24 protein-coding genes are annotated in these 24,786 nt (G+C 63.6%); 9 read left to right on the forward strand and 15 right to left on the reverse strand.

The features are described from left to right. Together ACYCTF_RS10575 and ACYCTF_RS10580 are read right to left on the reverse strand one after the other, a co-directional pair. A partial coding sequence (locus ACYCTF_RS10575; protein WP_461284859.1) for a YceI family protein occupies nucleotides 1-466 on the reverse strand: 466 nt, incomplete at its 3' end. Between the two features lie 175 nt (nucleotides 467-641). Continuing rightward, nucleotides 642-1,136, reverse strand: a complete 495-nt coding sequence (locus ACYCTF_RS10580; RefSeq protein ID WP_461283613.1) for a MarR family winged helix-turn-helix transcriptional regulator — start codon at nucleotides 1,134-1,136, stop codon at nucleotides 642-644. 244 nt (nucleotides 1,137-1,380) lie between these two features. Between ACYCTF_RS10580 and ACYCTF_RS10585 the strand changes: the two genes are divergently transcribed. Together ACYCTF_RS10585 and ACYCTF_RS10590 are read left to right on the forward strand one after the other, a co-directional pair. Continuing rightward, nucleotides 1,381-1,767 carry a peptidoglycan-binding domain-containing protein gene (locus tag ACYCTF_RS10585; RefSeq protein WP_461283612.1) on the forward strand — a complete coding sequence of 129 codons (387 nt, stop codon included), beginning with the start codon at nucleotides 1,381-1,383 and terminating at the stop codon, nucleotides 1,765-1,767. A gap of 178 nt (nucleotides 1,768-1,945) precedes the next feature. After that, nucleotides 1,946-2,320 carry a peptidoglycan-binding domain-containing protein gene (locus ACYCTF_RS10590; RefSeq protein WP_461283611.1) on the forward strand — a complete coding sequence of 125 codons (375 nt, stop codon included), beginning with the start codon at nucleotides 1,946-1,948 and terminating at the stop codon, nucleotides 2,318-2,320. A 120-nt stretch (nucleotides 2,321-2,440) separates the two neighbouring features. Here the strand turns inward: ACYCTF_RS10590 and ACYCTF_RS10595 are convergent, their stop codons facing one another. Genes ACYCTF_RS10595 through ACYCTF_RS10605 form a run of 3 tightly spaced genes read right to left on the reverse strand, consistent with a single transcriptional unit; the run spans nucleotide 2,441 to nucleotide 8,184 of the window. Next, the gene (locus ACYCTF_RS10595) at nucleotides 2,441-5,548 is read right to left on the reverse strand and encodes an efflux RND transporter permease subunit (protein ID WP_461283610.1); all 3,108 of its coding nucleotides are present in this window, start codon (nucleotides 5,546-5,548) and stop codon (nucleotides 2,441-2,443) included. Nucleotides 5,549-5,557: 9 nt separating this feature from the next. Then, complete coding sequence (locus ACYCTF_RS10600; RefSeq protein ID WP_461283609.1) at nucleotides 5,558-6,649, reverse strand: efflux RND transporter periplasmic adaptor subunit; 1,092 nt, start codon at nucleotides 6,647-6,649, stop codon at nucleotides 5,558-5,560. Beyond that, nucleotides 6,646-8,184: an efflux transporter outer membrane subunit gene (locus ACYCTF_RS10605; RefSeq protein WP_461284860.1), complete on the reverse strand. Its 1,539-nt coding sequence runs from the start codon at nucleotides 8,182-8,184 to the stop codon at nucleotides 6,646-6,648. Before ACYCTF_RS10605 ends, ACYCTF_RS10600 begins: the two co-directional genes overlap by 4 nt. Before the next feature lie 311 nt (nucleotides 8,185-8,495). Here ACYCTF_RS10605 and gstA point away from each other — a divergent pair, with 311 nt between their 5' ends. The 6 genes from gstA to ACYCTF_RS10635 all read left to right on the forward strand — a co-directional run bounded on the left by gstA (nucleotide 8,496) and on the right by ACYCTF_RS10635 (nucleotide 13,237). After that, complete coding sequence (gstA, locus tag ACYCTF_RS10610; RefSeq protein WP_461283607.1) at nucleotides 8,496-9,104, forward strand: glutathione transferase GstA; 609 nt, start codon at nucleotides 8,496-8,498, stop codon at nucleotides 9,102-9,104. Between the two features lie 109 nt (nucleotides 9,105-9,213). Next, nucleotides 9,214-9,912, forward strand: coding sequence for an AIM24 family protein (locus ACYCTF_RS10615; protein WP_461283606.1), 699 nt, complete (start codon nucleotides 9,214-9,216; stop codon nucleotides 9,910-9,912). 9 nt (nucleotides 9,913-9,921) lie between these two features. After that, nucleotides 9,922-10,680 carry an ABC transporter permease subunit gene (locus ACYCTF_RS10620; RefSeq protein WP_461283605.1) on the forward strand — a complete coding sequence of 253 codons (759 nt, stop codon included), beginning with the start codon at nucleotides 9,922-9,924 and terminating at the stop codon, nucleotides 10,678-10,680. Then, nucleotides 10,673-11,371, forward strand: coding sequence for an ATP-binding cassette domain-containing protein (locus tag ACYCTF_RS10625; protein WP_461283604.1), 699 nt, complete (start codon nucleotides 10,673-10,675; stop codon nucleotides 11,369-11,371). Before ACYCTF_RS10620 ends, ACYCTF_RS10625 begins: the two co-directional genes overlap by 8 nt. Before the next feature lie 124 nt (nucleotides 11,372-11,495). Then, the gene (moaB, locus tag ACYCTF_RS10630; protein ID WP_461283603.1) at nucleotides 11,496-12,014 is read left to right on the forward strand and encodes a molybdenum cofactor biosynthesis protein B; all 519 of its coding nucleotides are present in this window, start codon (nucleotides 11,496-11,498) and stop codon (nucleotides 12,012-12,014) included. Then, a complete protein-coding gene (locus tag ACYCTF_RS10635; RefSeq protein WP_461284861.1) occupies nucleotides 12,011-13,237 on the forward strand; it encodes a molybdopterin molybdotransferase MoeA in 1,227 nt (408 codons plus the stop codon). The genes moaB and ACYCTF_RS10635 overlap by 4 nt, the downstream gene beginning before the upstream one ends. Nucleotides 13,238-13,250: 13 nt before the next feature. Here the strand turns inward: ACYCTF_RS10635 and mobA are convergent, their stop codons facing one another. The 3 genes from mobA to ACYCTF_RS10650 all read right to left on the reverse strand — a co-directional run bounded on the left by mobA (nucleotide 13,251) and on the right by ACYCTF_RS10650 (nucleotide 18,662). Next, on the reverse strand, nucleotides 13,251-13,811 hold the full coding sequence (gene mobA, locus ACYCTF_RS10640; RefSeq protein WP_461284862.1) for a molybdenum cofactor guanylyltransferase MobA: 561 nt from the start codon (nucleotides 13,809-13,811) through the stop codon (nucleotides 13,251-13,253). A gap of 380 nt (nucleotides 13,812-14,191) precedes the next feature. Continuing rightward, complete coding sequence (locus ACYCTF_RS10645) at nucleotides 14,192-16,951, reverse strand: nitrate reductase (protein ID WP_461283600.1); 2,760 nt, start codon at nucleotides 16,949-16,951, stop codon at nucleotides 14,192-14,194. A 325-nt stretch (nucleotides 16,952-17,276) separates the two neighbouring features. Next, nucleotides 17,277-18,662, reverse strand: a complete 1,386-nt coding sequence (locus ACYCTF_RS10650) for an MFS transporter (protein ID WP_461283599.1) — start codon at nucleotides 18,660-18,662, stop codon at nucleotides 17,277-17,279. A 242-nt stretch (nucleotides 18,663-18,904) separates the two neighbouring features. On the opposite strand from ACYCTF_RS10650, the gene ACYCTF_RS10655 reads away from it, so the two are divergent. Then, a complete protein-coding gene (locus ACYCTF_RS10655; protein ID WP_461283598.1) occupies nucleotides 18,905-19,327 on the forward strand; it encodes a rhodanese-like domain-containing protein in 423 nt (140 codons plus the stop codon). Between the two features lie 46 nt (nucleotides 19,328-19,373). On the opposite strand, the gene ACYCTF_RS10660 is transcribed toward ACYCTF_RS10655, so the two are convergent. From ACYCTF_RS10660 to ACYCTF_RS10690, 7 genes are all read right to left on the reverse strand, one after another. After that, nucleotides 19,374-19,733: a c-type cytochrome gene (locus tag ACYCTF_RS10660; RefSeq protein WP_461283597.1), complete on the reverse strand. Its 360-nt coding sequence runs from the start codon at nucleotides 19,731-19,733 to the stop codon at nucleotides 19,374-19,376. A gap of 80 nt (nucleotides 19,734-19,813) precedes the next feature. Next, the gene (locus ACYCTF_RS10665; protein ID WP_461283596.1) at nucleotides 19,814-20,197 is read right to left on the reverse strand and encodes a hypothetical protein; all 384 of its coding nucleotides are present in this window, start codon (nucleotides 20,195-20,197) and stop codon (nucleotides 19,814-19,816) included. 178 nt (nucleotides 20,198-20,375) lie between these two features. Next, nucleotides 20,376-21,824, reverse strand: coding sequence for an ammonium transporter (locus tag ACYCTF_RS10670; protein ID WP_461283595.1), 1,449 nt, complete (start codon nucleotides 21,822-21,824; stop codon nucleotides 20,376-20,378). After that, nucleotides 21,821-22,159, reverse strand: a complete 339-nt coding sequence (gene glnK / locus ACYCTF_RS10675) for a P-II family nitrogen regulator (protein ID WP_461283594.1) — start codon at nucleotides 22,157-22,159, stop codon at nucleotides 21,821-21,823. The genes ACYCTF_RS10670 and glnK (ACYCTF_RS10675) overlap by 4 nt, the downstream gene beginning before the upstream one ends. A 516-nt stretch (nucleotides 22,160-22,675) precedes the next feature. Continuing rightward, nucleotides 22,676-23,983: an ammonium transporter gene (locus ACYCTF_RS10680; protein WP_461283593.1), complete on the reverse strand. Its 1,308-nt coding sequence runs from the start codon at nucleotides 23,981-23,983 to the stop codon at nucleotides 22,676-22,678. 73 nt (nucleotides 23,984-24,056) lie between these two features. Further along, a complete protein-coding gene (gene glnK, locus ACYCTF_RS10685; protein ID WP_461283592.1) occupies nucleotides 24,057-24,395 on the reverse strand; it encodes a P-II family nitrogen regulator in 339 nt (112 codons plus the stop codon). A gap of 282 nt (nucleotides 24,396-24,677) precedes the next feature. Beyond that, on the reverse strand, nucleotides 24,678-24,786 hold a 109-nt coding region (locus tag ACYCTF_RS10690; RefSeq protein ID WP_461284863.1), incomplete at its 5' end, for a hypothetical protein.

Genomic DNA, 24,786 nt, shown 5'->3' on the forward strand with positions numbered 1-24,786 from the left:
GTACCCGAAATACCACCGGATGCGTGACGCCGTGCAAAGTGAGGCGGCCGTAAAGCAGGCCCGCATGCGCCCCCTGGGGGCGGTAACTTGTGCTCTGGAAACGGATGGTCGGGAATTCGCGCGCATTAAAGAAGTCCGGACCCTGCAGATCGTGATCACGCATGGCGAAGTTGGTGTCTATGCTCGATGTGGCAATGCGGATATTGACCCGGTCACGCGCGGGCTGGGCCGTATTGAAGGTATAGGAACCGGACATCTTGTCGAAGCGTCCGACGACCACCGCGACACCGGCGTGTCCGATGGTAAACCACGCCAAGGAATGGGCGGGGTCAATGCGGTAGGTCCCGTTGGGGCTGCCTGTCAGGCGATGGTAAGGGGCAGCCTGTGCGAGCGGCACAAGCGCGCCGGAGGCGGCGCATGAGATAAACGCCAAGCGGAAGAGACGAGCCATGCGATTCGACGCCATACGATATCTCCTAGTGTGAGAGGCGCACCTAAGGCGCGGGCCTACTGCACGACCCCCCTGGGTCACACAGCCGCGCGATGCCGATGCGAGCGCGACAAAATTCCGTAGTTATATAGTCGCTATACGGACTATATAGCCCCACGGCAGCGGTGTCAACGTCCCTATGGACCGCGCGTTAGCGCTCGAGGAAGCGCTCGCGGAGGCGACGCAGTTGGGAGCAGGTTCGCTCCAGTTCCGCCGTCTCCATGGGAAGAAAGGCACGCTTTAGGTATTCGATATGCTGCGGGAAGACCTGCGCGAAGAGCGCCTCGCCCGCGGGGGTCAAAACCGCGTGAAAGCTGCGCCGATCGGCCGCTGGGACGCGCCGGAATAACAGCCCCTTGGCCTCCAGGCGATCGATGATTCCGGTCAGGGTGCCTTTGGTAATCAGAGTCTTGCGCGCGATCTCACTCAAGGACAGGCCGCTGGTGTTGCCAAGGGTCGCGATGACGTCGAACTGCGCCGGGGTGAGCCCCATGGTGCGGACATGCGTGGCGGAATAGGTCGAGAAGGCATGGTAGGCCTCCGCCAGCTCGCGCAAGACAGCAAGAAAGGGCTCGCGGGCCGACGCCGACTGGGCACCGACAAACGCGGTCGGCGCACTCGCTTCTTCCGCAACCTTCTTCGACATGCCCAGGCCCCCGATATTTCCGATAGAGATAGTCGCAGCCTGGATTATTGCAGAAGCCGCGGCACAAGGCGACGGGGCCTCTTCCAACATGAGCCTGGGGGAGGGCCTTTGTGGGGATGCGCGGGGCCCTTGGGTCTCGTAGTCTTGCCGGATATCCAGCGCTTCGACAATTCCCCCGGTCGAGCGTCGGGTCTCGTTGTCTCTGCGATTCACTTCCGGCGGGGGCCCCACAAGGAGAAGCCTTATGTCGCGATCAAGCGGCCCTTTATTTTCGAAACGCACACTGCTCGGCATCGCGCTCGCGAGCGCCCTCCCCATCGTAGCCTTTGCTCAGACGAGCAATACCCCCTCCTCGTCCGCGCAGACGGGAAGCTCGCATTCCATGATGGGGAATGGGTCTATGGGCACGCCGAACAACACGAGCGCGACCCCCATGAAGGGGAAACCCGCAGGGAGCGCGCGGGTCAAATCGATTCAGGCGGCCTTGAATCGCAAGGAGCATGCGCACCTGGCGGTCGACGGCCTGATGGGCAAGCAGACCCGGACGGCGCTTGAGAAATTCCAGAAGGCGCATGGCATCAAGCCGAGTGGGCGCCCCACCAAGGCCACCCAGAAGGCCCTTGGCATGTAGCCATAAAGCCCGCCCAGGCAAGGGGCCCCACGATCACGCGGATAGCATACCGTGGGCGCCCCCGAGCTTTCCTTGAGTTCCCCGCTCCCGTTTCACTCAACCGGCAATCACACCGATAGCGCCTCGCAAGACGGCTGCACGCAGCGTCCTGTAGTAAACCCAACCAGGAGAAAACCTTATGGCCCGTTCTTTTTATCCACTCTTACAGAAGCGAATTTTGTTAAGCATCGCGTTTGCCTGCGCGCTACCGGTCGCCGCTTTCGCGCATAGCGCGGCACCCAGAACCGCGTCCGCGACGAGCGCTATCAACGGCCCCATGGGCGAACACCAAACGCCGGGCAAAGGTCCCATGACGGGCGCCGCCGAGCCCGGCGGGAATCCCAGGATCAAATCCGTACAAGCGAGCTTGAATCGCGCGGAGCACGCGCATCTTGCGGTCGACGGAAGGATGGATCGAGCAACGCGGGTCGCCATCAAGCGATTTCAGAAGGCGCACGGTATGAAGCCGACCGGTCGCGTCAACCAGGCCACCAAGAAGGCCCTCGGCCTATAGGTCAGCCCGCCAACATCCCTCGAGGCTTCGACCCGCGCAAACCACACCCCCCACCCATGACCTTTGGGTGGGGGGTTTTGGGTCCGCCGATCGAAGCCCTTTTACCTGACCATGCGGCGTTTACGTGCGGACGGGATGCTCCTCGTCGCCACCCGTCCCGTTTTGACTCAGGCGGTCATGGCTGTGATCCTTACCGAGCAGCATATACATCGCCGGTACGACGAATAAGGAAAACAGGGAACCCAGGCTCAGCCCCGTAAAGATGACGAGGCCCAAGGCAAACCGGGCGGCGGCCCCGGGGCCGGTCGCGAGCAACAGCGGCACCACGCCTATGACCATGGCCGCCGTGGTCATCAAGATCGGCCGCAGACGAATGGACGAGGCCTTCTCCACAGCCGCGCGCTTGCTCAGGCCATCGCGTCGCTGCGCCTCGTTCGCGAATTGAACGATCAGGATCCCCTGCTTTGTGATGAGACCGATCAATGTGATGAGACCGACCTCCGTGTAGATATTGATCGTCCCAAGACCCAAGCTCAGAAAGATCAAGGCGCCGCTGATCGACATGGGCACCGTGACCATGACGATGAGCGGGTCGCGGAAGCTCTCGAACTGCGCGGCGAGCAACAGGTAGATGAGCAGGATCGCAAGGAAGAATGTCACGAGCAGGCCATTGCGTGTGTGCATGAACTGACGCGACTCACTTGCGTAATTGACCGTAAAGCCCGTCGGGAAGATCTTTTGGGCCTGCACCCGCAGATAGGACAAGGCCTGCCCCATCGTGACCCCGGGCATAGGAACCGCCTGGATAGTGGCCGAATTCAGCTGGTCGAACTGCGGGAGGAACTGGGGCTGCACGTCCGTCGTCATAGACACGATGGTCGACAAGGGGACCATATGTCCCCCGGCTTGCAGATAGAAGCTCTTCAAGAGGTCAGCGTCAGCCCGGAACCGGTCCGAAACCTGCGGTATCACCTCGTAGCTGCGACCCTTCAAATCGAAACGATTGATGTAATTGCCACTCAAAAGCGGCTGCAGATTGGCGGCGATAGTCTGCATATTGAGACCGAGGGCAGCCGCCATACTCCTGTGGATATGCAGTACGATCTGCGGGTCGTCGTAGCGAAGATCCTTGGCGACATAGGCGAAGAGCCCACTGCGCTGGGCGATGCCGATGAGATGATCGGCGACCGCATCAATCTTCTTGTAGCCGGCGTTCCCTTGAATGACAAACTGCACGGGCGGGCCACCTGCTGAGCCCGGGAGCGAGGGTCTCTGGAAAACAGCGAGCTGCAGGCCCGCGATATGGGAGACCTTCTGCTGCACCAGGGGCTGAAGCTTCATGGTACTGATCGACCGCTTGTTCCAGGGCACGAGATGCATGCCAGCCATCATCTGGTTGGTGCCGGCACCCGCGGGCGAGAATCCGGTGATCATGAAGCTCTTGTCGTAGACCTTAAAGCTCTGGAAGTCGTGGATAACCTGCATTCCGTACGTGCGCAGATAGCGGGGGGTCGCGGTGGGCGGCGCGACCCCGGCGACGAAGATGATGCCCTGATCCTCCTGGGGCGCGAGCTCCTGCTTGGTCGACGCAAAGAGGAAATAGACGCTGGCAAGCATCACCGCCGCGAACAGGAGTGTCGCCGGCCGATAATCGAGGCTACCGCTCAGGACCCGGTCATAGCGCTTGCGCAAGGCCTCGAAGCGCTCGTCGATGAATCGCGCGACACCATGCGGCGGGTTTTTGGTCAGGACCCGGGCGCTCAGCGTGGGCGAGAGCGTAAGTGCCACCACCATGGAAACCAGTACTGTCGCAATCAGCGTGAAGGCAAATTCCGAGAACAGGCTCCCGGTAAGCCCCCCCATGAAGCCGATGGGCGCAAAAACCGCCACGAGAGTGGTCGACATGACGACGATGGGCGCCAGGAGCTCGCGCCCCGAAAGCAAGGCAGCGTCGATCGGGCTCTTTCCTTCCTCGATGTGGCGATGGATGTTCTCAACCACCACAATGGCGTCGTCGACGACCAAGCCTATGGCCAGGACGATGGCAAGCAGGGTCAAGAGGTTGATCGTGAAGTGCATCATCCACATGAGCAGCCCGCCACCTATGATGGAAAGCGGGATGGCGATCGCCGGGATCAAGGCCGCGCGCAGCGAGCCCAGGAAGAGCAGGATGACCACTATGACCACGACCAGCGTAATACCGATGGTCGCCAAAATCTCATGGAGTGCGGCGGTTATATAGGTGCTCGCATCGTAGGGCACCCGAGCGTGCAACGCCGGCGGGAATTGCGCCTTCAGGCGCGCAAGCTCCTGGCGCACCCCGCGCGCGACTGTCAGCGAATTGGCCTGCGGCGTGGGCTGGATGCCGATATAGGCGGCCGTCGTGCCGTTGAAGAAGGCCTGGGTCGTATAGGACTCGGCGCCGAGCACCACACGGGCCACATCTTTCAGCCGCACCAAGGTCGGTCCGTTCTTGGCGATGATGAGGTTGCGGAAGCCACGCACACTCGAGAGGTTGGTGGTCGCGCGTATGACCACACCCCGTGTGGCGCTACGCGTGCGGCCGACCGCCGATATGTAGTCATTGGCGGCGAGCGCCGCCGCGACCTGGGCGGGCTCGACATGGAACGCCGCCATCTTTATCGGGTTTAGCCAGACACGCATGGCGAAGGTGTTGCCGGCGCCGGTGCCGGCTGGCACGATCTGGGCCTGACTCACGCCGGGCACCGAGACGAGGCTCGGCTGCACCACGCGCAGCAGGTAGTCCGTGATCTGCTGCTGGCTCATGTGGTGGCTGTAAAAGGCGATGTACATGAGGTCGGTCGAGTCGCCGACCGTCACGTTGATGACCGGGAGCTGACTGCCGGCCGGGAGTTTGTTCACCACCTGCTGAATCTTCGACTGAATGTTTGCCACCGCGGCGTTGGGGCTGTAATTCAGTGTCATGTAGATGGTGATGGTCGACACACCTTCGGCGCTGTTCGACGTCATGTAGTCGATGCCGGGGGAGGTCGCTATGACGCGCTCAAGCGGCGTCGTCAGGAAGCCCTGCACGGTCTCCGGGCTTGCGCCTGGATAGGCAGTGCTGACGACCACCGTGGTATTGGTCATCTTCGGGTACTGGCGCACGGTCATGCCGAGATAGGCGCGCACGCCGAGCAGGAATATGACGAGGCTCAACGCCGTGGCGAGAACCGGACGCCGGATGAAAAAATCGGTGAAGGTCATGCCACCACCCTAGGGCTGTACCGCGTTATTGATCGCAACAGGCATCCCGCTGCGAAGCTTGACCTGTCCGGCCGTCACCACGGTCTGTCCGGCCTTAAGTCCGTGGGTGACCGCTACCAGCCCATGGCGTTCGCGACCTACGGCCACGACCGTTTGCCGGGCGATGAGGTGCGGATGCCCTTTGACCGTACCATGAGCGACGACGTAGACGGTGTCACCATAAGTGTTATAGGCGAGAGCCGCGACCGGGATGACAAGGACGCGGCGGGCATGCGACCCGATGAGACCGACCCGCCCGAACATGCCTGGGCGCAGCTCCGACTTCGGATTGGGCACGATGGCCTGCACGAGGACGTTGCGCGTAGCCGGATTCACGGTGGCGTCTATAGCGTGCACCCGACCCGCGAATTGCCGATGCGGGAAGGCGTCGACGCGGACATCGATCATCTGGCCGACCCGCACGCGTGGCATGTCGACCTGCGGGAGGGTGAAGTCGACATAGAGCGAGCCATACGACTGAAGGTCGACGATCGGTGCCCCGGGGGCCAGGTACTGGCCGAGATTGACTTGGCGGATGCCTAAGACACCGCTGAAGGGCGCGCGCAAGGCGAGTTCATGGATCGCCGCGAGATCGCCCGCGACATTGGCCTGCGAGCCGTGGTAACTCGCGACGGCGCTATCCAGCTGCGCACGGCTCGCGGCCTTCTCCTTAAAAAGGAGGCGGGTACGGCGGAGGTTCGCGAAGGCAAGCCGGGTCTGCGCCCGATCATAGGCGAGCTTGGCGCGCTGCGGTTCATCGTTGACTTGAACGAGCAAGGCCCCAGCGCGCACGAGGGCGCCGGAATGGAAGTCGATCGCGGTGACGACACCGGGAAGTTGGGCGGTCAGCGTCACGCCCTGCGTGGCCGTGAGACTGCCGACACTGCGGATGTGGTTGCGCCACTTGGCTTGTTTCACGCGCGTAGTCGATACCGTCACGACGGGCATGCCGCGCGCCATCATGAACTCATGGATCTTGTGATTGACGAATGCCTTCCAGCCGAAGATTCCCGCGAATACAAGCGCGAGGATGAGGGCGACCAGAATCATGCGTTTTTTCATCGGGATTCCTTTTGCGATAGAGCGGTCGAGACAGGCTTGGTGACATTCGGCGCCGACGTGCCTTTGTGACGTCGGCTCGGCAAGGGCCCGCCGCCCAAGGCGGTGTAGAGGGCAACCGTGTCGAGATAGCGTTGTCCCTCGGCGCGCACGTAAGCAATACGCGCCTGGCTATAGAGGGTCTCGGTCGTAAGGAGCGACAAGGAGTCGATGGCGCCGGCGCGATAACTCTCACGGGCTAGCCGCAGGGCCTCCTGCGAAGCGGCATAGGCATCGCCCTCGTCGCGCAAGGCTTGCGCGTCGTGATCCAAGGCCCGCAGACTTCCGGCCACTTGCTGGAAGGCGCCGAGCACGGTTTCTTGATAGGTGGCGCGCGCCTCGGCGTAGAGTTCCAGCGCCTCGCGCCGCTGGGCGCGCAAGGTCCCGCCATGAAACAGGGGCGCAAGCAGGCTTGCACCCACACCCCACACATTGCTCGCGGTGTTGAAGAAATGGCCAACGGTGAGACTCTCCTGGCCTATATTCCCCGTGATCTGCACCAAGGGATAAAACTGCGCGTCGGCGATGCCGATCTGGGCATTGGCGTAACGCATCTGCTCGGTCGCCGCGCGGATATCCGGTCGGCTACGCGCCAATACCGACGGCAGGCTTACCGGCAGGTTGCGCGGCAGGTGCAGGCTCGACAGACGCAAATGGACGGGATGCCATTGCGCAGGGAATCGCCCGATGAGCGTGGCCAGGGTGTAGCGCTGCAGGGCCAGTTGCTGCAGGAGCGCGGGCAAGGCCGCCTTGCTAGTCGCAAGCTGGCTCTTCTGATTGACGACCGAGAGGTAGGGAACGGCGCCGCTTCGATACTGCAGCTGGGTCAAACGCAGCAGGTCCGTCTCGCGAATGATGATGCGCCGCGTGGCTGCAATCTGCGCGCGATCACTGGCTGCCTGAACCGCGGCGGTGGCGACATTGCCCGCGAGCGCAAGCGCGGCGGCCCGCAGTTGATCGTGCGCGAGTCTCGCTTGTGCCTCGGCGGAGTTATAGAGGAGCTTATTGGCCCCGAATACATCGGGGTAATAACTCACCGAAAGCCCGCCTGTATAGAGCGAATAGATGCCAGGCAGGGTCCCGTGGGTCGGCGACTTCTGGCGCAGGGCGCCGAGATTGGCGTTGACCTGCGGATAGAAAATGCCTTCATCCGCGACCACGACCGCGCGCGCCCCCAAAAGCCGCGCTTGGTCGGCGGCCAGGGTGTTGTTGTGCTTCAAGGCGAGGGCGATGAGCCGGTCGAGAGATCGCGAGCGGAACGCCCGCCACCAGCGCACGTGCGGCGATACGCCATAATGGAAGCGCTGCGCGCCCCCGGCCGACCCGTGGGTCGCCAAAGTGGCCTGGGGCATCGGTCGCTGCGTGTAACGACCGACCGGGGGCGCACTGGGGGCCTTATAGCGCGGCCCGATAGCGCAGCCCGCCAAGGCGCTGGCCAGAAGGGTGGCAACGAGCGGTCCGGCCAGGGCCCTTCCTTGGCTGCAACGTTCGATTTTCATGGACGATCCTGACCCCTTTGAAGGCCGCACGATAGGCGAGCGCGCACTCGGGGCGCGGCCGACGACCGTTAAAGCTAATGGGCTTATTATTAGCCTGCTAAATAGCTTAACCGGGGGGCTCATGCGGACGCAAGCCCTGATAGCCCGCCCACTTAAAAACTAGGTGGTCGCATCTCGTCATGGCGTTCATACAGACGGAGGACCCGTGGGCGCAGCCCGGTCCGCCCAAAATTACCGAAGACGCGGCGCTCTGGCCATCCGACGTCAAAATCCGCCACAATGGCCCCTCCCATGGACCGGAGGTTGACGCAATGAAACTGTTTTTCGCACCGGGCGCCTGTTCTTTGGCCGCCCACATCGTGATCGAAGAGGCAGGCCTGCCACACACACTGGAAAGGGTTGATCTCGCGACCCACAAAACCGAGCACGGTGACGACTACACAAAAATCAATCCGAAAGGCTACGTCCCCGCCTTGGCGCTCGACGGTGGCGGGCTCCTGACCGAGGTCGGGGTGGTGCTGCAATACCTGAGCGACCAGGCCCCGGATCGACGGCTCATGGCCGCGCCGGGCACGCTCGAGCGCTATCGGCAGATGGAGTGGCTGTCTTTTATTTCCACCGAACTCCACAAACAATTCTCACCCCTTTTCCGACCCGACACATCGGCGCAGACCAAGGAGGCGCAACTAAAGCTGCTGGGTCGACGGTTCGATTATGTCTCGGAAACCCTTGCGCGACACCCCTATCTCGGGGGCCAGGAATTCACGGCGCCCGACGCCTACCTCTTCACCGTGTTCGGGTGGCTTGGATACTTGCAGATCGATGCGAAACCTTGGCCACGGCTCGGCGAACACGCCGCCCGCGTCGCCGCACGCCCGGCGGTCCAGAAGACGCTTAAGGGTGAAGGCCTCCTGAAGTAGCCGACATGCCACGGCCCGGGGGCAGTCTCCCTGGGCCGCTCTCGGCACGGTATCTTCCGCAAGCGCCCAAGCCAGCCTATGATCAGCGAAAACCCTGGGAGGATGGCGTATGCCGGAGCCGGTATTAAAGAAAACGCTAGTGCGCGATGAGAGCTTCGCGGGCGTCACCTACCATATCGAAGGCGAGATGGTTCCGGTCCTGCAAATCATCCTCGATACGACACCGATCTTTTTTGAACACCACGTCCTTCTCTGGAAGAGCCCCTCGACGCGCATCGGCGTAAAGGCCGTGAAGGGCCTCTTGCGGCGCGCAATCAGCGGCATGCCCATACTGCTTGCCTCGGCCACGGGGCCCGGGACAGTGGCGTTCAGCCGCGATGGCGCAGGCCAGGTCGTGCCCATACATCTGGCGCCGGGCCAGGCGATCGACGTGCGTGAGCACCAGTATCTGGCAGCCACCGATCAGGTGGCGTATTCGATCGCCCGCATCAAGGGCATCATGAACTGGGTATTCGGCGGCAACACCCTGATAGTCGACCAATTCCGCGCCGATATGGCCCCCGGCATCGTGTGGCTGCACGGCTTCGGCAATGTTTTTGAGGTAACGCTCGGCGCGGGCGAATCGATCGACCTGGAGCCTGGCGGCTGGCTCTACAAGGACCCGTCGGTCGCCATCAAGACCGTTACCCAAAGCCTGAGTTCGGGACTTTTTGGGAGCGCCGCGTCGTTCTTCTGGAACCGCTTCACAGGACCAGGTCGCGTAGGCATTCAATCCATGTACGTGCCGACGCTCGCCGTCGAAACCTGAGACCTAAGCGTGCCCAAGGACTTACCACGCACGCTGGCGCTTTCTCTTACGGCGCTTTTCTTGCTCTACCCGCTCTGGGGTCTCGCATCGCCCGTAGGGCATTGGCAGTGGGACGCGTCGGGCCTGTCGTCGGCGCTCGCCACATCTTTCGGCCTAACCGGGGTGGCGCTCGCCATCGTCGTGGCAGTCGGCACGCCGCTCGCGTTTTCGCTGCGCGGGGCGGCGCGCTCGACGCGCATAGCCTTCGAGGCCGTGGTGCTCTTGTCGGTGCTCATGCCACCGCTCGCCCTCGGGCTTCTGCTCGCGCTCGCCTTCGGTCCCGCCACCGCCCTCGGGGGCCTGCTCCTGCATCTTGGGATCCCAACCAGCAACAATCCGGCAGCCTTCGTTGTAACCCAGGTCTACGCAAGCCTCGGCTACTATCTGCTTGGGGCGCAAGCGGCCTTCGAGGCGGTGCCGCGCGAACTCGAACAGAGCGCGGCCTTGCTCGGACTTGCGCCCCGCGAGGTCTTGTGGCGCATCACGCTGCCACTGGCGCGGCTCGGGCTTGCAGCGGCCTTGAGTCTCGCGTGGGTGCGCGCGGTCGGGGAGTTCGGGGCGATCATGGTGACCGCGTACTATCCGCATGGAATCCCTGTGCAGTTGTGGGTGGACCTGCAAGATCAAGGCCTGCCCGCGGTCTTGCCCTTGCTGATCGTGTTCCTGCTCACGGCCCTGCCCCTGCCCTGGGCTCTACGCCTCCTCGTCGGCACACGCGGCTATGCTTGATTGCCGTATTCAAAAGACGCGGCGCACCTACGAAGTGGCGGTCGATATTCTCGCCGGCGGCGAGCGTGTGGCGCTCTTTGGGCCCTCGGGCAGCGGCAAGAGCACGATACTCTCGTGCCTCGCGGGTCTCGAGGTGCCGGACGCGGGCCACATCCGTTGCGGCCACGAGACCTGGTTCCCCCCGCCGCTCGCCCTACACCACCGCTCGGTCGGTTACCTGAGGCAACGCGAGCCCTTGTTTCCGCACCTCCCGGTCTCGGAGAATGTGCAGTTTTCCCTCGATGCCGCCACGCGGGTGCAGGAGCGGGACTGGATCGCTGAGATACGATCACGTCTGGATCTCGATGCCCTATGGCACGCCCGGCCCCATCACTTGTCGGGTGGCCAGGCGCGGCGCGTGGCCCTGGCCCGCACCCTCTGCCGACGCCCCCGTCTGGTGCTCCTGGATGAACCCTTCGCCGGCCTCGACCGCCCCTTGGCGCGCGAGCTTGCGCGCATCCTGAAGGTCTGGCAGGAACGCCTGGGGTTCGTCCTGCTCGCGGTCGATCACGACCCATTGGTCCTGGAGGGCCTCTGTCCGCGCGTGATCGCCATGGAGGAAGGACGTCTGGTCCAACAAGGTAGCTGGGCCGAACTGAGGCAGCGGCCGGCCACCCCGACCTTGCGCGCCCTGCTCGACCTGGATCCCTAAGCTCCGAAGAAAAGGCCGGGTCGCGAGCTCACGAGGGCAATCGGCTTGCGCCCCCGATGCGGCTTGTGTAACGTGGACCGCGCTTAGCGCTTCTCCCAACTTAAGCCTTCCGGATGCCACGCCCATGACCGACTTCGTGCCACTTGCGATCGCCATTCTGACCGTCTCCGATAGCCGTACCCTGGAGACCGACACATCGGGGCAGGCCTTGATCGATCAGCTCACGCGCGCGGGGCACAGCCTCGGCGAGCGAGCCCTGGTGCGCGACGATCGCTATGTCCTGCGCGCCATCGTCTCGCGCTGGATCGCGGACCCGAAGATTCAGGTCGTAATCACCACGGGCGGCACGGGGCTTACCGGTCGAGATATCACGCCCGAGGCACTGAGACCCCTGTTCGACAAAGAGATCGAGGGATTCGGGGAACTCTTTCGGGCGGTCTCCTACGAGGAGATCGGGACCTCGACCCTGCAGTCGCGCGCGCTCGCGGGCCTCGCCAACGGCACGGTGATCTTCTGCCTGCCGGGCTCGACCGGGGCATGCCGCACGGCATGGACCAAGATCCTGGAGCAACAGCTCGACCGCCGCCACAAGCCCTGCAACTTCGTCGAGCTTCTGCCGCGCTTCATGGAATCCGCGTCGTGAAGGACGGGCACCCCCCTCTGCTGTCCGCGGAGGAGGTCTGGGCGCGGATGCGCAAGGACGCCGTCCCCGTGACCGAATGCGAAAAGGTGACGCTCGCGCAGGCGCTGTCGCGGGTGCTCGCCCAGGACGTACGCGCGCCCATCACCGTTCCAGGCTTCGACAATAGCGCCATGGACGGCTACGCCTTCCGCGCCGCCGATGCACAAGATAGGCGTGAACTCCCCCTGAGCCTGCGGGTCGCGGCCGGCGACAAGCCCGAGGCCCTCGCGCCCGGCACCGCCTGCCGCATATTCACGGGGGCGCCGCTGCCTTCCGGCGCCGACACAGTGGTCATTCAGGAACGCTGTGAACGACGTGGCGACACCTTGATCCTCCCCGAGCAATGGACGCCGCATGCCAACATCCGCCGCGCGGGCGAAGACATACGCGCAGGCGACGTGATCCTAACCGAGGGCCAGACCCTGACGCCCCAAGCCGTGGGACTTGCCGCGTCCTGCGGGTTCACCGAGATACTGGCGCGCCGCCGCCTGCGGGTTACGGTCCTGTCCACGGGCGACGAACTGCGGCCGGCGGGATCCGGGCCTTTGCGCGAGGGACAGATCTACGACAGCAATCGCCCTATGCTGAACGCCTTGCTTATGCGGCTCGGGTGCGAGATCCATGCCGCCGGCGCGCTCGGCGACGACCTCGCCCGAACCCGCCAGGCCTTGCGTGAGGCCGCGCAGACGGCCGATGTCATCGTCACCACAGGCGGCGTCTCAGTCGGCGAGGAAGACCATGTGAAAGCGGCCGTGGAGGCCGAGGGCATGCTCTCGCTCTGGCGGGTGGCCATCAAGCCTGGCAAGCCGCTCGCCTTCGGGCGCGTGGGTGGCGCCCATTTCCTGGGCTTGCCCGGTAATCCCGTATCGGCGTTCGTGACCTTCGTCCTGTTCGTGCAGCCCTTCCTAAAGGCCCTCATGGGCGCGACGCCGACCGACCTGCGGGCTTTCCCGGTCCACGCCGGCTTCGAGCGCAAGACGCCAGACACCCGCCGGGAATTCGTGCGTGCGCGGCTCGTAACCCGGGATGACGGCGCCCTGTGGGCCCACACCCATCCCCGACAGAGCTCGGGTGTGCTGTCGTCGACCGTGTGGGCCGAGGGGCTCGTCGACATCGCCGCCGGGCGGTGCGTGGCAGAAGGCGATTTAGTACCCTTCCTCCCCTTCGAGGGCGTGCTGGACTAAGCACGCGCCGGTATCAGCGCAGGTCCTCCGGCGTATTGCAGTTGGCGGCCTCGGCCGCGGTCAAATCGAACCACACCGTTTCCACGCCCGCGAACCATTCCTGGGCCCGCCGACCACCACCTTGCCAGTAGGCCTCCAGGCGCTCGCGCACGCACGCGTCCGCCAGGAACACGAGCGGTTCGGGGCCCGATGGGCTCCTCGCGACCACCACGCCGCCTATGACACGCAGACGCCATAAACGCGCGACGAGATCCATCGGCAGGCAGGGTGTGTCGACCGGCACGGACAACACCCAAGGGTAGCTGGCGCATCGGAAGGCGGCGCGCAAGCCGGCAAGGGGGCCGGCAAAGCCGTCGTCCTCGTCGGTCACAACCGCGTGGCCCAGCGCGCGATAACGCTCGATCGATCGATTGGCGCTGATCAGCACCTGCGGCAGACCCGCGACACGCTGCAGAGCGTTATGGACCAAGGGCGCGCCCGACCACGACACAAAACCCTTGTCCTGGCCACCCATGCGTCGGCCGGCGCCACCTGCGAGCACGACCGCGGTTATCGGTAAGACCTCTTCACCCACGGAACCTCTCTCCTGCGCTTGTGTATGCCCCCGCATCATGCCCAAAGAGCTGCGGCGCCATCACTCGCGATCATAATTGTGGGTCTTCCTCGATCGAAAGGCCGGAGAACGCGTCAAGGGCGCAAGCACATGCTGTGGTGAATTATGAATGGTATTTTGAGGATCGCCAATATAAACGCCTTCCATGTGCCGATACCGCGCGAGGATTCAACAAAAAGATAGGCGCACTTCGAGGTGAGCCGTAGCGAAAGCAGGATGACGGCACGGCTCGCGGATAGTTCTCGGGACGGCGATCACGGGAACGAACGGTGCCGTGCGCAAAGGCCAAGGGTCGCTACGCGCAGAGTGCGCACAAGGCCTCAAGTATGAACCGGGCGCCTTCATGTCGGAGAGGCAGGTCGCGCCCCCAGCAAGGCCGCGATTTCGGGTCGGCACGATCCGCAGGCAGCGCCTGCTCCGCAGCGCGCACTCACGGCGGCGACCGTGCGCGCCCCGTCTTCGATCGATTGGCGGATGACCGCCTCGCCCACGCCTCGACATTGGCAGATCAGACGGCCGGAGACTGACACCGACACCGCACCTGCAGGAACGGTCGGCGCGACCAGCGCATGGCGCCATGCGCCGACCTCCGCTTCCGTGAGGAGCAGGTCCTGCAACCAGGCCCCGGTCGCATCGTCACCCAAGAGACAGAATCCCCAGAGACGCTCATCGCGCAAAAGGATGTGCTTGCGGACCCCCCGACTGTCCTGATAGCCGACGACCATGCCGTCGCGGAGCGCGAACAAGGTGGCGAGGCGGCCCGCCCAGGCCTCCCCGGGCGGCTCGGGAAACGCAAACCGCAACACCAGGGCCTCGGCGGATCCGCAGGCGTGGCGCGCGAGGGCGCCATAGCCAAGCTCCGGCAAAAGCGCGCGCGCCGCCTCCCAAAGCCCAGGCTCCAGACGCCGCACTAACCGCCCTGCCCACGGAAGCGCTGTCTTGCGCACCGCTACGGCGGCATGCTTCAACTCCGGCTGATTCGAGACGGGATCGCGCGCAGCGGCCTCGGTGAGGACATTTACGGCACCGCGCGCACTGAAACGCGCGCCAAAGTGCATGGGAAGGAACACGGTCCCGGGCGCCACCTCCTCGTGCGCGCGCGCTCGCACCGTGACCGCCCCCCGCCTGCTCTCCGCCGTCACGAGGTCGCCGTCTTGGATGCCAAGACCCGCGGCGTCGAGGGGATGGATCGAGAGCACGGCCTCGGGATCATGAGCGAAAAGCCCCGCATCGAGGCCCGTGCGGCTCATCGTGTGCCATTGGTCGCGCAAGCGCCCCGTGGTGAGATGGAAGGGGAAGGCCTGCGACACGGGTTCCGCGACCGGCTGGTACGGGGCCGCGGATAGACGCGCGCGGCCGCTTGGCGTAGCAAAGACATGATCGGTGTAGAGACGTGCGCGGCCCTCGCTCGCCCCGCGGGGATAGGGCCATTGCCGAGGGCCGGCCTCGAGCTCGCGCCAGTCGAGGCCCGTGATATCGAGGTCGCGGCCCTCTGTGCAGGCCTTATACTCATCGAACACGGTGCGGTGCGTGGCAAAGGCGAAGAGGCGCCGCGCGCGCAGGGCGTGCGTCTCGCCCGCGACCCGAGGCACGCGCGTGGCGTCGAGCGCGACGCCTAAGGTGTGGGCAAAGTCACGAAAGATTTCCCAGTCTGGCCGGGCTTCGCCCGGAGGATGTACGGCCTTGCCCATGAGGCTGATGCGGCGCTCCGAATTGGTCACGACTGCCTCGCGCTCGGCGAAGCTTGCCGCCGGCAAGAGCAGATCCGCATAGGCGGCAGTCTCGGTCGGGTAATAGGCCTCTTGCACAACCACGAAGTCGGCGGCGCGCAAGGCGGCGTCCACGAGGCGCGTCTCGGGCAGACTGACTACGGGATTGGTGCACGCGATCCACAGGGCCTTGATGCGTCCCTCAGCGGCCGCCTGAAAAAGCGGGACCGCAGTAAGGCCCGGGGCGGGGTTCAGGTCTGGGACTCCCCAAAGTGCGGCAATCTCGGCGCGGTGAGCCTCGTTTGCAAGCTCCCTGTGTCCCGGGAGGAGTTGGGGCATGCCGCCCACCTCACGACCGCCCATGGCGTTGGGTTGCCCAGTGAGACTCAAGGGTCCAGCCCCCGGGCGGCCGATATGGCCGGTCACGAGATGCAGATTGATGAGTGCGTGGTTCTTGTCGGTACCGTGGCTCGACTGATTGAGGCCCTGACACCAGAGCGAGGTGGCGGCGCGCGCTTTGCCCCAGGCTGCAGCGGCGCGTTCCAAGACCTCGACCGGGATATGGCAGATGTCGGCTACGCGCCTGGGCGGGTAGTCATAGGCGATCTCGCGCAAGGCCTCGAAGCCTTCCGTGTGCTCGCGGATGAAGTCGCGATCCAGACGGCCGTCGCGCATCAGGATATGGACGAGGCCGTGAAAGAAGGCCACGTCGGTACCGGGGGCCAGCGCCACATGGAGATCGCTCACCATGGCAGTCGGGGTGCGACGCGGATCGATGGTGATAAGAAAAAGGTCCGGATTGCGCTCGCGCGCCGCCTCGATACGCCGAAAGAGGATGGGGTGAGCGAACGCCGGGTTGGCACCGGCGATCAAAATGAGATCGGCCTGCTCCAGATCCTCGTAGCAGCCGGGCACGGAGTCCTGCCCGAGGCTCGCCTTGTAAGCGCTCACGGTCGAGGCCATGCACAGCCGCGAATTGGTGTCGATGTGATTGGTTCCGATCAAGCCCCGCGCAAGCTTGTTGACGACGTAATAATCTTCAGTGCTTAACTGGCCCGACACATAGAAGGCGCAGGCCTCCGGACCATGCGCTTCGATGGCGGCAGCAAAACGCGCGGCGGCCTCGTCTAAGGCTGCGTGCCACGAGACACGCTTGGGTGCAGCGTCCCGCCGCGCGCGGCGCAAGGGGCTTGATAGGCGTTCCCGATCCAAGGTGGCGGCAAGCCCGCGGCCTTTGGTGCATAAGGCGCCGAAGTTGGCTGGGTGCGCAGGATCGCCGCGCACGGCGAAGACGCGCTTCTCGTCATGCTCCAGGATTACGCCGCAACCGGTCCCACAATAGGGACAGACCGAACGCGTCTCCCGACGTCCCGCCACAGCCATTTCCGTCATTACCGCTCCTCAGGTGTGGCAGGACACGAATATCCTGCCGGCTTTAGTGTTCACGCCATACGGGTCGGCGCGATCATCCGCGTACTGGACGCCTGCGACGGGCCCCAGCCTGAAGGGGTAAGTGACGGACAGACCCCCTTCGTTGTCCATAGCGCACCCCCGCGTAGTCGGCACGAAGCCGGTAATAGCGGGCCAGGAGCTTGGCGCCGAGGGGTGCGGTCTTGGCTGCAGCGAACAGCACCGCCGCCCTTTGTAGGTTCCGCAGGCCAACCTTTCCTCTCCTTGTGACTATGATATTTACGAGGCCCCGTGATCCGGTTTCCGCTCAATCACCGCCCAGAGCCATCTCCCGGAGGGCGGGCTGCGCACAGGCACTCTGCGTTGCGGCCATCCACCGCCGCGCACGGGCGTGGACCAGGATGGCGGCCGTCACCGCAAGGCCCGCGAAGAGAGCGAAGCCCGCGTGGTAGCTGGATGTGGCCTGCTTGACCATACCGAGGACGACGGGAAGATAGAAGCCACCTATGCCGCCGGCCGCCCCTATCAGGCCTGTCATGAGCCCGCGGCGCTCGGACCAACGCAGCGGTACGATTTGAAATGTGGCGCCGTTGCCGATACCGAAGCAGACATAGAGCGCGAACAGGGCCACGAGACCTTCGGACTTGATGGGCGAGAGCAGAGCGAACATGAGATCCACGATCGCGATCCCGGAAAGCGCGTAACGCAGGGCGCGGGGACCGCCGACGCGATCGGCGAGATGGCCCCCCAAGGGGCGCACGGTGGCGCCCGTAAAGGCGAGCGTGGCCATAAAGAGGCCGGCCTCGACTTTGGGGATATGGTAGAGGGCGATCAAAAGCAGGCTTGTGTAGGCCGACATGCCGACGAAGCCACCGAAAGTGACGGCATAGACGAGAAAGAACACCCAGGCATCACCTTCGCCGAGGACGCGACGATGGGCGCGCGGCAAAAGCATGAGTACAAAGCCCAGACCCAGCACCGGCAGCAAGAGCACCGCCGGGTGCCCGCTCACCCCCAGCAGACCCGCGTGATCGGCCGTGACGAGGACGGCAAGAAACACGAGGCTCCCGAAAAAACCCACGAGGGCCCGTGCAACGGATCCAGACTTAGGCGCGTAGTCGCGCCCCCAGAATCGGATAGCCAAGGCCGCCAGCGCTAAAAACGGCAGGACCGCGATCATAGCCGTCTGCCAGCCGTAGTGCCTGGCAAGCGGGGGAAATAGGATGCCGTCCAGGACCGCGCCGATGTTGCCAGCGGCGGCCAGTCCCAATACAAGGCCCTGCACGCGCGCGGGGTAGCCGCTCCCGGCCATAGGCAAGGCTACGGCGAAACTCGCACCGCCGACTCCCAGGAAGACCCCCAGCACAAGCAGGGTGGAGAAGTCCGGTGTGGCGGGCGCGAGCAGAAGGAAAAGCGGCGTCACGGCCGACAAAAGGATGCCCATGAGCGCGATGCGCCGCCCGTCCAACGCCTGGTAAAGATACCCGAGCGGTACCCGCAAGAGGGCGCCGCTCAGTACCGGGACCGCAACCAGGAGGCCTGCGGCGGCGGGACTCAGATGGAGAGGCCGGCCGATGTAGGGGGCGAGCGGCCCGAACAAGAGCCATACCGTGAAGCCGGTATCGAAGTACAGGAAGCTCGCGACGAGGGAGCGCCAGTCGCCACTTTGCATGAGGGCCAAGAACCTACGCATACAATCTCCCTGATGGGATGGGGGTCTGGATCTCCAGCAATTTTCGTGCACAACGCGAAAGTGGGACTTTCTGGTACAAATTAGGGAGAATCGACGGGGCGGCCACAGAAACGTGGTCGAATACGGGGCAAGGTGCGCCTTTCTGGTGCTGGCGGGTGCGTAAGCCGGGCTTGGGGGGGTGAGCTTTCACCGGAGGCGCGAAGGACTATACTGGACGCACCACATCTCGGGAGGACGCCTTCATGGCCGCCGTGATACCGACACAAGAACCACCGCTCGAGATCAAACCGGAGATCGCGTTCGAGCTTGTCCGGCTTAGGATCGCGACCCTGATCGATGTCCGTCAGCCGGTCGAGCACGAACTTGAAGGTGAGGTAGACGAGGCTGAGTCGGTGCCGCTCTTCGACCTGAAGAAGCTCCTAGGTCATAAGCTCACAGAGGACGAACAGGAGCTGCTCGACTGTGATCTGCCGACGGCGCGCGACGCGCGGCTATTCCTGTCGATCATCAACAAACATCACTACCAGAAGGGCAATGTCCTGCTCTGTCTTTGTAACTCGGGAAAACGCAGTCTGCACGCAGCCCAGCTCCTGCGGTCGATGGGCTATGAGCGTGCCTACTCGATCACAGGCGGCGTGCGCGCTTGGCGGGAATTGGTGGCGTAGTCAGAGACTGGGCCGCAGCGGAGACCGCCGCGGCCCAGGGACGACCTTAGGGCTTGGGCGGGGCGACCGGCTTTTGCGCCAGGACCCAGGCGGCCATCTGTTCGGCCTGCGCGAGACTCATGCCCGGATGGGCGACCATCGGGATACCACCGGTCCAAGCGTTCCAGCGACCCGCGCCACCACTGATGATCTTATGGGCGAGCGTCACCTTGGCGCCGGGCTTGTGGGCGAACATATAGGCGACCCAGCTGTAGGCCGGTCCCACCACCTTGTGGTTTACGGCGTGGCAGGCAAAGCAGCCGGCGCCCGTCATGGCCGCCTTCACCTGCGGACTGCCATTGGCTAACGCAAGGCCTGGCAAGGCCAAAGCCGCGGCAAGCGCCACACCCTTCATGATCTGTTTCATATCGACTCCTCTCATGTTCTCTGAACAAGAAACCAATTTCATCTATTACCGGATGCTAACATAGCTTCGGTCCGGCCGTGCTATCTCCTTGGAGACATGGGCGCAGCGGCCATCGAAGCCCGTTCGGCCGCCTGCACGCGGCGCAAGCGCCACCCGAGCGCGATGATGCGCTGATGGACGCGATGGGCGTGCTCAGACATGCCTTGCGCGAGAAACTGACGGCGACGCATACGCAATCGCCACATCTGGCGCTTGAGGGTATGCGCCTCTCCTTCGAAATGGCGCAGCCGCGCGCGATCCGCCGAGGTCGCCTGCGCGCTTTGGGGCGCGTGGACGGGCCGCGTCTGCGGGGTCGCGGCGGCGCCCGCCGCAGGGGGTGGCGCAGTAAGCGTTGCGGCGTGCGAAGAGGCAAGCGGTGACATAATAAGCAGGGCGCCGAGTAGCGCGGCGCGAACGGTAGGCATGAAGACTCCTTGGGTGCGCAATGGGGGCTCGATAGCTGGCCTATAGAGTATAGGATAGGACGAGGGCGCGTGGAGACAAGAATCGCGAAATCGAGTTCAGCGCGTCCCCCCTACGGGGCGAGCGCCCAAAAAAAAGGGCCCCGTGAGGCCCGTAACACCCTAGGGGTGAGGAGATCTTCTATTCGTAGACCTGCTCTCCGTGCTGGCTCAGATCGAGGCCTTCGACCTCTTCCTCCTCGCTCACGCGCAGACCCACCATCACATCGACGACCTTCAGGATGATGTAGGTGACGACCGCGTCGTACAGGAGCACGGCACCAACGTCGATCAGCTGCTTGACGATCTGGTACGTGTTACCCTCGAGGGCGCCGGCGGTCCCGCCTATGGCCTTCACCGCAAAGACCCCAGTGAGGATGGCGCCCAGCGCCCCCCCAATGGCATGGACCCCGAAGGCATCCAGGGAGTCGTCGTAGCCGAAGAAGTTTTTCATGTAGGTGGCTGTCCAGAAGCAGACCGCGCCGCCCGCGATGCCGATGACAAACGCCCCGGTCGGGTCGACGAAGCCGGATGCCGGCGTGATCGCCACGAGCCCGGCCACCGCCCCCGACACCATTCCGAGCACGCTCGGCTTACCGCGGGCCATCCATTCCGCGAACATCCAGGCGAGGGCCGCCGCGCCGGTCGCAATTTGGGTGGTGGCCATAGCCATACCCGCGCGACCCCCCGCCGACACCGCACTGCCGGCGTTGAAGCCGAACCAGCCGACCCAAAGAAGGGCGGTGCCGATCACGGTGAGCACCAGGTTGTGGGGCGGCATGGCCTCCTTGCCATAGCCCTTGCGCCTACCAAGCACGAGCGCCGTCACAAGACCCGCCACGCCCGCATTCAGGTGGACCACCGTGCCGCCGGCAAAATCCAGGGCGCCCAACTGGGCGAGCCAGCCGTCAGCAGACCACACCCAGTGGGCAATGGGCGAGTAGACGAACACAAGCCAGAGACTCATGAACCAGAGCAGCGCCGAGAACTTCATGCGCTCGGCGAACGATCCGGCGATGAGCGCGGGCGTGATGATGGCAAACGTCATCTGGAAGGTCATGTACACCGACTCCGGCACCGCGAGCGACAAGCCCGTCACCGTGTCCTTGTTCATGCCATGGAGGAAGGCGCGCGAGAGTCCCCCTATCCAGGGATTGCCGTCCGTGAATGCAAGACTGTAGCCGATCACATACCAGAGCACGGTCACAAGACAGGTGATGGCGAAGCTTTGCGCAAGCGTGTCGAGCACGTTCTTTTTGCGCACCATGCCACCGTAATACAAAGCGAGACCCGGCACCGTCATCATAAGAACGAGGGCGGTGGACGCCAGCATCCAGGCGGTATCGCCCGGATTGATCTTGGCATCGGCGTCACTGCTGACGGCCTCGGCCGGTGCCGGCGCTGGGGCTGGTGCCGCCACCGGGGCCGGCGTCGGGGCTGCCGGTTTGGCGGCGACCGTCGCGCTTGACGTGGTCGGCGTCGAGGCGTTGGCGGCGAAAGCCGCGACCGGGAGCCCGCCGAGCGCGAGGACCAGGGCGAACCCGCGAGCGCTACGGGCGCAGCTGCGGGTCAAGGCGTGAATAAAGTTCATAAGGCCTCCGGCCCGGACTCACCGGTCCGTATGCGAATGGCTTGTTCGAGGTCGAACACGAAGATCTTGCCGTCGCCGATTTTGCCGGTATTGGCGGCCTTGCTGATGGCCTCGATCACGCGCTCCACGAGATCGTCATCGATCGCGATTTCGATCTTGACCTTGGGCAGGAAGTCGACGACATACTCGGCGCCCCGATAGAGTTCCGTGTGGCCCTTTTGACGCCCAAAGCCCTTGACCTCGGTGACGGTGATGCCCTGCACCCCGATCTCGGACAAGACCTCGCGCACGTCGTCGAGCTTGAACGGCTTTATAATGGCAGTAATCATTTTCATAAGCGGATCTTCCTCAAGAAAACAAATAACATAGCCAAATCCAGATAGGCACGCGATACTTGGGCACCCCTGCATGCCGCACCAGAGACGCTCGACCTCAACACTTCCACTGTAGCGGCTACTAGTGGCGCTGGCCAAAACATAGCCCCCGTCGATCCGGGAGGCCACAACCATCAGTATGCCGGACTTAAGGACGCGTCTTGTCTGTCGCCTCGAAACGAGGTGACATGGCAGCTGTCCGCACAAGCTTGCCTGCGTCGCCCACAATCATAAGGGCTGCCACCGCGCCACCGACCGCAAAGACTGCCAGTCCAGGCTCGTAAACCAGCGTTAGCGCAGCCACACAGACAATCACAAGACGGGCCATATGAGTCTTTAGGCGCACCATGGTAAAAAATCCTCTCCTGTTCCCCGCATGGTTATCTTGAAAAGCCACACCTGGGATCCAGGCTCTAGTGAGAGAAAAAGCGGGCCGGCGAACCGGCCCGCAGTCACCTTGCCGGGCGATGGAATACCTCAGTCGCCCAAGACCGGGGTCCGTTCGCCGTCCCCGTAGAGCGCGTACGCCTGTTCACCGTGAGCCGCGTCATCGCCCACCAGCAGATCCTCTTCCGACATGCGCAGGGGCACGACAAAGCTGATGAGCTTTAGCAGGACATACGTCACCACGATGTTCAAGACGATGATAAAGGCGGCACCTTCCAGCTGGAGGGTAATCTGGTGCCAATTGCCGTCGATTGCACCACCGGGGTTGGTCAAGGCATAGGCTGCGCAGCCCGCCTTAGTCGCCAATACGCCGGTCAAGATACCGCCCAACAGACCGGCTACCGCATGGGTATGAAATACGCCCAGGGTGTCATCCACCTTACGGAAAACACTGAGGCGCTTGCCCAAGATGTTCATTGTGAGCCAAGGAATCATGCCCGAGCACACCCCGATGATCAGCGCACCGTAGCCGCTGACGACGCCGGCTGCGGGGGTGATAGCAACAAGTCCGGTAATCATTCCCTGCACCGCCCCAATGACGGAGGGCTTCTTAAAGAACTGGATATCCATAACCGTCCAGACCAAGAGACTCATGGCTGTGGCGATATTGGTGTTGAGCACGGCCACGCCTGCGTCACGGCTCGCGGCATACGGGTCGCCACCGTTAAAGCCATTCCACCCCAGCCACAAAATCCCCGCGCCGACGAGCATCATCAAGACGCTATTGGGCTGGAAGCTTTCGCGATCGCGGGCCAGCCTGGGGCCAATCATCGCCGCGCCCACAAAACCAGCTACGCCGGCCGAGAGATGGATGACGTAGCCGCCGGAATAGTCGATCACGCCCAGACTCGAGAGCCAACCGCCACCCCATAAGCTGAATGCGCCAACGGTATAAGAGAAGGTGAGCCAAAGCGGCACGAAGATCATCCAGGCCTTGAAGTTCATGCGACCGAGGAAGGCTCCTGCCATAATGATGAGCGTAATGGCGGCAAACACGAATTGGAAGTACACCATCGTGGCCATCGGGAAGTTCGCCGATGTATTGGAGGTAGGAATCACCGCCTGCTTCAGCTCATCACCAATCGCAGCGATCGGATGAGGCATGCCCACGAATGACGTCCATTCCGGACCAAAGCCCATGTTGTAGCCCCACAACACCCACGCGATCAGAACGGCCGCAAAGGCATAGAGACTCATGAAGGCCGAGTTGATGGCCCACTTCTTTTTGACAATGCCGCCGTATAAGACGACGAGACCCGGAACGCTTTGTAGGCCGACGACGGTGGCCGCTGTCAATTGCCACGCGTTGTCGCCTGTATTCAGCCATGCTACGGACATATGATTCCCCTCCCATTTATATTGTGAGACGACAGGCCTATGAGCGCGCCCTGCAGGGCGCGAGGGTTACTGGTCATAAGGCCTCCGGCCCGGACTCACCGGTCCGTATGCGAATGGCTTGTTCGAGGTCGAACACGAAGATCTTGCCGTCGCCGATTTTGCCGGTATTGGCGGCCTTGCTGATGGCCTCGATCACGCGCTCCACGAGATCGTCATCGATCGCGATTTCGATCTTGACCTTGGGCAGGAAGTCGACGACATACTCGGCGCCCCGATAGAGTTCCGTGTGGCCCTTTTGACGCCCAAAGCCCTTGACCTCGGTGACGGTGATGCCCTGCACCCCGATCTCGGACAAGACCTCGCGCACGTCGTCGAGCTTGAACGGCTTTATAATGGCAGTGATGAGTTTCATGGGCGGCCTCCTTGGTGAAAGGCGGCGAGCCCAAGCGATCCGTGTACGCGGGGACCACGGGCCCCCGGCGCAACAGTAAGCGCGGTGTGAAGCGCGTTCATAATACCCCCTTGATGTGTGACGAGGCCTGCAGCATGGGCAGGCGATGGGGGGCAATGCAGAGAGCGTGCCAAAGAAAAGGGGAGGCGGAAACCGCTCTAAAACACGGTTCCCGGCCTCCCCAAGAAAGGGAAATGCCCCAAAACGGTGAGTGCGCCCCTTAGAGGTGCACCACTTGGGGGCTTAGACCCCGGATTTTCGCAGCGACGCCGCGGCCTCGACCATGTTGCGCAGCGCGCTCTCGGTCTCGGGCCAGTTGCGGGTCTTCAGGCCACAGTCCGGGTTGACCCAC

Source organism: Acidiferrobacter sp. (assembly GCF_054609335.1).

Bases quoted from the DNA above. Each gene is read 5' to 3' on its own strand.
- ACYCTF_RS10680 (WP_461283593.1), bottom strand. From the start codon at position 23,983: ATGTCCGTAGCATGGCTGAATACAGGCGACAACGCGTGGCAATTGACA.
- ACYCTF_RS10600 (WP_461283609.1), bottom strand. From the start codon at position 6,649: ATGAAAAAACGCATGATTCTGGTCGCCCTCATCCTCGCGCTTGTATTC.
- ACYCTF_RS10605 (WP_461284860.1), bottom strand. From the start codon at position 8,184: ATGAAAATCGAACGTTGCAGCCAAGGAAGGGCCCTGGCCGGACCGCTC.
- glnK (WP_461283592.1), bottom strand. From the start codon at position 24,395: ATGAAACTCATCACTGCCATTATAAAGCCGTTCAAGCTCGACGACGTG.
- ACYCTF_RS10590 (WP_461283611.1), top strand. From the start codon at position 1,946: ATGGCCCGTTCTTTTTATCCACTCTTACAGAAGCGAATTTTGTTAAGC.
- ACYCTF_RS10625 (WP_461283604.1), top strand. From the start codon at position 10,673: ATGCTTGATTGCCGTATTCAAAAGACGCGGCGCACCTACGAAGTGGCG.
- glnK (WP_461283594.1), bottom strand. From the start codon at position 22,159: ATGAAAATGATTACTGCCATTATAAAGCCGTTCAAGCTCGACGACGTG.
- ACYCTF_RS10595 (WP_461283610.1), bottom strand. From the start codon at position 5,548: ATGACCTTCACCGATTTTTTCATCCGGCGTCCGGTTCTCGCCACGGCG.
- ACYCTF_RS10660 (WP_461283597.1), bottom strand. From the start codon at position 19,733: ATGAAACAGATCATGAAGGGTGTGGCGCTTGCCGCGGCTTTGGCCTTG.
- ACYCTF_RS10670 (WP_461283595.1), bottom strand. From the start codon at position 21,824: ATGAACTTTATTCACGCCTTGACCCGCAGCTGCGCCCGTAGCGCTCGC.
- ACYCTF_RS10615 (WP_461283606.1), top strand. From the start codon at position 9,214: ATGCCGGAGCCGGTATTAAAGAAAACGCTAGTGCGCGATGAGAGCTTC.
- ACYCTF_RS10645 (WP_461283600.1), bottom strand. From the start codon at position 16,951: ATGACGGAAATGGCTGTGGCGGGACGTCGGGAGACGCGTTCGGTCTGT.
- ACYCTF_RS10655 (WP_461283598.1), top strand. From the start codon at position 18,905: ATGGCCGCCGTGATACCGACACAAGAACCACCGCTCGAGATCAAACCG.
- ACYCTF_RS10580 (WP_461283613.1), bottom strand. From the start codon at position 1,136: ATGTCGAAGAAGGTTGCGGAAGAAGCGAGTGCGCCGACCGCGTTTGTC.
- moaB (WP_461283603.1), top strand. From the start codon at position 11,496: ATGACCGACTTCGTGCCACTTGCGATCGCCATTCTGACCGTCTCCGAT.
- ACYCTF_RS10650 (WP_461283599.1), bottom strand. From the start codon at position 18,662: ATGCGTAGGTTCTTGGCCCTCATGCAAAGTGGCGACTGGCGCTCCCTC.
- ACYCTF_RS10665 (WP_461283596.1), bottom strand. From the start codon at position 20,197: ATGCCTACCGTTCGCGCCGCGCTACTCGGCGCCCTGCTTATTATGTCA.
- gstA (WP_461283607.1), top strand. From the start codon at position 8,496: ATGAAACTGTTTTTCGCACCGGGCGCCTGTTCTTTGGCCGCCCACATC.
- ACYCTF_RS10585 (WP_461283612.1), top strand. From the start codon at position 1,381: ATGTCGCGATCAAGCGGCCCTTTATTTTCGAAACGCACACTGCTCGGC.